The following is a 4,596-nucleotide window of genomic DNA, read 5'->3' on the forward strand; positions in this document are numbered from 1 at the left end:
TCCACGGCCACAGCCCGGGCCTCAAGCCCCACCAGGGCGGCTCCGCTGCATCGTGCCAACATCGGGCTCACGCAAACCTGCAGTGGTGAAGTGCCACCGCTGTTTCATCTGATGGCCGATTCCGCTGCTTCTCCCCCGAACGACACGATCTTCGGCCGCATCCTGCGGGGTGAGATCCCCTGCGATCAGGTGTATGCCGATGAGCACTGCCTGGCCTTCCGCGATGTGGCGCCCCAGGCACCGGTGCACATCCTGGTGATCCCGCGGGAGCCTGTGGTGAACCTGGCGGAGGCGGGCGATCAGCACGAGCAGCTTCTGGGCCATCTGCTGCTGGCGGCGGCCAAGGTGGCTCGGCAAGAGGGGTTGAGCAGCTTCCGCACCGTGATCAACAGCGGCGTGGAGGCCGGTCAGACCGTGTTCCATCTGCACGTGCACGTGATCGGTGGCCGTCCGCTGGCCTGGCCGCCGGGCTGAGGCCCAGCCGGCGAGAATGGGCTGATCTGAACGCCGTCATGAACCCTCTGCAGGCCTTCCGCAGTCAGCTCGGCAAGCTGCGGCGCCTCGCCCAGCCCTACTTCCTGCCGGTGGAAGACACCAGTGGCTGGCAATTCCTGCTGCTGATCGTTGCGCTGCTCACCGTGGTGGTGGGCAGCACCCTGCTGTTGCTCACGGCTGTGGTTGGGGCCAGCGGTGCCCTGATTCCGGAGTTGCAGGCGCGCTTCCTGCCCGGCGTGCCGCAACAGGTGAGTGCCATCTGGGCCAGCCCCGCGGGGCCGGTGGTGATGGTGTTGTTTGTGGCGGGCCTGATTGCGTTCGGTGCGCTGCGCAGCAAGCTGCGCCAAGGGCGCTGGCTGCCCTGGTTGTTGATGGGGGGGATCACGCTGTTGATTCTGGTGATCAACGGCATCAACGTGGGCATTAGTTATATCGCCCGCAATGTTGATAACACCTTGGTGGCCTACAAGGCCGATGAGTTTTGGCAGGTGGTGGCGATCTATGCCTTCTGCCTGGTTCTGGCTCTGCCGATTCGTGCCCTCCAGAGTTATCTCATTCCCAAGCTCGGCCTGCTCTGGCGCGAGTGGTTGAGCGGCCGCCTGCTCAACCGTTATCTGAAGAATCGCGCCTATTACGTTCTCAATCCCAACGACGAAACCGCCGAGGAGATCGATAACCCCGACCAGCGGATCTCTCAGGACACAGCCAGCTTCACCGGTACCAGTTTGAGCGTGACGGTGGAGATTGTTTCTGCGCTGCTCACGTTTGTGAGCTTCATCGTGGTGCTCTGGACGATCAGCACCAAGCTCGCTCTGTGGTTGCTGGTGTATTCGGTGGGTGGTACGGCCGTGATCGTGTTCGCAAGCCGCAAGCTGGTGGCGCTGAACTACGACCAGCTGCGCCTGGAGGCCGACTTCCGCTACGGCCTGGTGCATATCCGTGATAACGCTGAGTCGATCGCCTTCTATCGCGGTGAGCAGCAGGAGTCGCGCGAGGCGGTACGACGCCTGGATGGAGCGATCCGCAATTACGACAAGTTGATCGTGTGGGAAGCGCTGATTAGTGTGATTCAGCGCTCCTACGACTATTTCTCGCGCTTCCTGCCTTGGCTGGTGATCGCACCGATCTACTTCGCTAAAGAGGTTGATTTTGGTGTGTTCGGCCAGGCCAGTATCGCCTTCTCTCAGGTGTTGTTTTCGGTGAGCTACATCGTGAACAACATTGATCGCCTGGCAGCTTTTTCGGCCTCCATCAGTCGCTTGGAGGGCTTCCAGGGCAAGGTGGAAGCGATCAACCGCTCCGAGGCCCAGCGCGAACTGCTGGCGGAGGAGTCGTCGCGAGAAGCCCGGTCTCTGTTGGTGCGGCATGTGGATCTGGTGCCGCCGGGCAGCGATCGCCGTTTGATTCACGACCTCAGCCTGGAGGTGGCCCCCAGCCAGCGGGTGCTGGTGGTGGGCCCGAGCGGCTGCGGTAAAACGTCCTTCCTGCGCTTGGTGAGCGGACTTTGGCCCCCCAGTGCCGGTGAGGTGGAGCGCCCGCCTCTTTCGGAGCTGCTGTTCATCCCTCAGAAGCCCTACATGATTCTGGGCAGCCTGAGGGAGCAGCTCTGCTATCCCCAGGATCCGCAGCGCTTCAGCGATGAGCACCTGCGCAGCGTGCTCGAGGAGGTGCGCCTTGGCGCTCTGGTGCAGCGCTACCCCGAATTCGACATCAAACAGGACTGGCCGCGGCTGCTCTCTCTGGGTGAGCAGCAGCGCCTGGCTTTTGCCCGTCTGCTGCTCAACTCACCGCGCTTCGTGGTGCTCGATGAGGCCACCAGCGCCCTGGATGTCAGTACCGAGCAGCACCTCTATGGGCTGCTGGCCCAGCGCGAGATGGCGTTTGTGAGCGTGGGCCACCGCCCCACCCTCAAGAGCTTCCACAACCTGGTGCTTGAGCTCGATGGCCAGGGCGGCTGGAAGCTGATGCCCGCCGCCAGCTATACCTTCAACTCCGGCGTCTGATTTCGCGATGACCAGCACCCCCGAAGCTCCCGCCACCAGCGCCACCACCAACGACGTTCCCGCCTTTGGCTGGAGCGGCTATGCCGAACGGGTGAATGGCCGTTTCGCCATGGTGGGCTTTGCTGCGGTGCTGCTGGTGGAGGCGATCAGCGGCGACACGTTCCTGCGCTGGGCCGGTTTCGTGGGCTGAAGGCCCAGGCTCGCTTCAGGGCAACTCCAGCAGATCCACCTGCCATAAGCCTGCGCGGCTCACCTCCACCGCCAGCACCCGGCCATCGGCGCTGAGGCTCACCCGTTGCGGCACGCCGGCAGGCTCGATCGGCACTGTCTGGGAGGCCTGCAGCGACCGGCGGTGGATCACCAGCTCGCTGCGATCATCCCGTTGCCGCACCAGGGCGAGGCGCTCGCCCCGTTGATCCACCGCCACGCTGATCGGCAGGCTGTCGGGCCGATTGAGGCCTGATAGGGGAACAGGGGCATTGCGGCGTCGATCGATCAGCTGCACCTGTGCCCGGCTACCCGCGCGGCTGCTGATCAGCGCCAACCATTCGCTGTTGAGTGACGGGCTCTGGCTATCCCCCAGGCCGCTCAGGGGCTGGTTCAGCTGCTGAACCGGGTGCAGGCCCGTTTGGCAGCCCGCCATCAAAACGGCGAGCACACCAAACCAGAGACCAACACCGAAGGGGGCTCGTTTGCTCATGGCTGCACTTGGGGGCCGCCGCCGCTTTCGCGAAGGCCCGGAGCCAGGTCCGGCTCGAGCATGCCCGCGAGGCTGAACACCTGCAGGCGCCGGCTGCCGCCGTTGATCAGCTCGAGGGCGATGCTTTGGCCGTCGGGCGCCAGGCTCAACTGCTGCGGCTCCTGTGCGGGCGGAAGGAACAACGGGTGCTGTTGGCCGGTGGCCCGATCTTCAATCACCGCCTGGCGCCGGCCACCCTGCTGCACCAACAGGGCCAGATAGCGACCATTCCAGCTCAGCGATGGTGAGCTGTGGGGCTGACGATTGCGCAGCTGCCGCAAGGGCAGCACGCGGCCTGAGCGTCTCTCCTGAAGGATGACGGTGGTGCGTCCACCCCGATCCACGAGGCTGGCCAGCAGGCGCCCGTCGCCGCTGAGGGCCGGCTGCTGGCGCGATTCAACTCCCATGCCCGTGGGGGCGGCAGGTTGGCGGTTGAACGGTGTAAGGCTGCAGCCGCTCAAGCCCAGGGAGAGTGCTGCGGCAGTGGCCAGCTGCCTCCAAGGATCAGTCGTCGAAACGGGAGCTGTTGTCGCGCGGAGCGGAGCTGGTGGGGCCGTTGTTGCGGCTGGAGGGGGGGACAGGGCGGAATTCGGCATCGCTCACGCCGGCATCGCTGGCGGTGCTGGAAGCGGCGGCAGGGCTGCCACTGGGGGCCCGATAAGGCGTTCCCTGGGGCTTGTCCGGGGATGGATTGATCGGTCGCTCGCTCGAGCCCGGCCGGCGGCTGGAGCGGGGCATCGGCTCGCTGCTGGCTGCTGGCCGGGTGCCGCGGCGGGTTTCGTCGCGGTCCTGACGGCGGGCGCCGAAGTCGCGCGAGGCGGTGTCAGCCGGAGCGCTACCCGCGCGATAGCGGCGCTCGCCACGGTTATCGCGATCCCATTCATCACGGGAGGCTGCTCGCTCGGGTATGGCTGCACGGGCAGGAGCCCGGCGGGGGCGGTAGAGATCTTCCTCGTCTCGGTCTCGATCGCCGTAGCCCTCTTCGCGCGAACGAATCCTGCGACGCAGCGGCTGCGGTTCATCGAAGCGATCCACATCGTCTCGGTAGTCGCGGCCGCCACCCATGCGGGGTTTGGGCTGCGGTTCGTCGTCGTCGAAGAAGGAGGAACGCCGCGCCTGCTCGGTGGTTACGCCGCGCAGGCGCACGCTTTCGTAGGCGAAGAACACCGTGGTACCGGCCAGCAGAAATTGGCCGAACTGCAGGATCGGATCGAGTCGCCAGCCCTGGAAAAACAAAATGCCGCCGCAGAGCAAGCCCACGGCGGCGAAAAACACGTCGTAATCGCGGGCCAGGGCGGGCTTAAAACTCCTCATGAAATAGAGGAGTGCGCCACCAACGGCCAACACGATCCCAACAAT

Annotated in this window: 6 protein-coding genes; 3 read left to right on the forward strand and 3 right to left on the reverse strand. The window is 65.1% G+C overall.

The features are described 5' to 3' along the window. Positions 1 to 111 precede the first annotated feature (111 nt). Genes ACIQ2E_RS12560 through ACIQ2E_RS12570 form a run of 3 tightly spaced genes read left to right on the forward strand, consistent with a single transcriptional unit; the run spans position 112 to position 2,688 of the window. Positions 112 to 474, forward strand: coding sequence for a histidine triad nucleotide-binding protein (locus ACIQ2E_RS12560; RefSeq protein WP_398331064.1), 363 nt, complete (start codon positions 112 to 114; stop codon positions 472 to 474). Between the two features lie 38 nt (positions 475 to 512). Further along, on the forward strand, positions 513 to 2,498 hold the full coding sequence (locus ACIQ2E_RS12565) for an ABC transporter ATP-binding protein/permease (protein WP_398331051.1): 1,986 nt from the start codon (positions 513 to 515) through the stop codon (positions 2,496 to 2,498). 7 nt (positions 2,499 to 2,505) lie between these two features. Then, positions 2,506 to 2,688: a chlorophyll a/b-binding protein gene (locus tag ACIQ2E_RS12570; protein WP_398331054.1), complete on the forward strand. Its 183-nt coding sequence runs from the start codon at positions 2,506 to 2,508 to the stop codon at positions 2,686 to 2,688. A gap of 15 nt (positions 2,689 to 2,703) precedes the next feature. Here the strand turns inward: ACIQ2E_RS12570 and ACIQ2E_RS12575 are convergent, their stop codons facing one another. The 3 genes from ACIQ2E_RS12575 to ACIQ2E_RS12585 form a co-directional block, all read right to left on the reverse strand. Then, positions 2,704 to 3,198 (reverse strand): hypothetical protein, encoded by a 495-nt coding sequence (locus tag ACIQ2E_RS12575; RefSeq protein WP_398331056.1) that lies wholly within the window; start codon positions 3,196 to 3,198, stop codon positions 2,704 to 2,706. Next, positions 3,195 to 3,644 (reverse strand): TolB family protein, encoded by a 450-nt coding sequence (locus ACIQ2E_RS12580; protein ID WP_398331058.1) that lies wholly within the window; start codon positions 3,642 to 3,644, stop codon positions 3,195 to 3,197. The genes ACIQ2E_RS12575 and ACIQ2E_RS12580 overlap by 4 nt, the downstream gene beginning before the upstream one ends. A 97-nt stretch (positions 3,645 to 3,741) precedes the next feature. Further along, a partial coding sequence (locus ACIQ2E_RS12585) for a Ycf66 family protein (protein ID WP_398331061.1) occupies positions 3,742 to 4,596 on the reverse strand: 855 nt, incomplete at its 5' end.

This window comes from Vulcanococcus sp. (genome assembly GCF_044369115.1).
GTDB lineage: Bacteria > Cyanobacteriota > Cyanobacteriia > PCC-6307 > Cyanobiaceae > Vulcanococcus.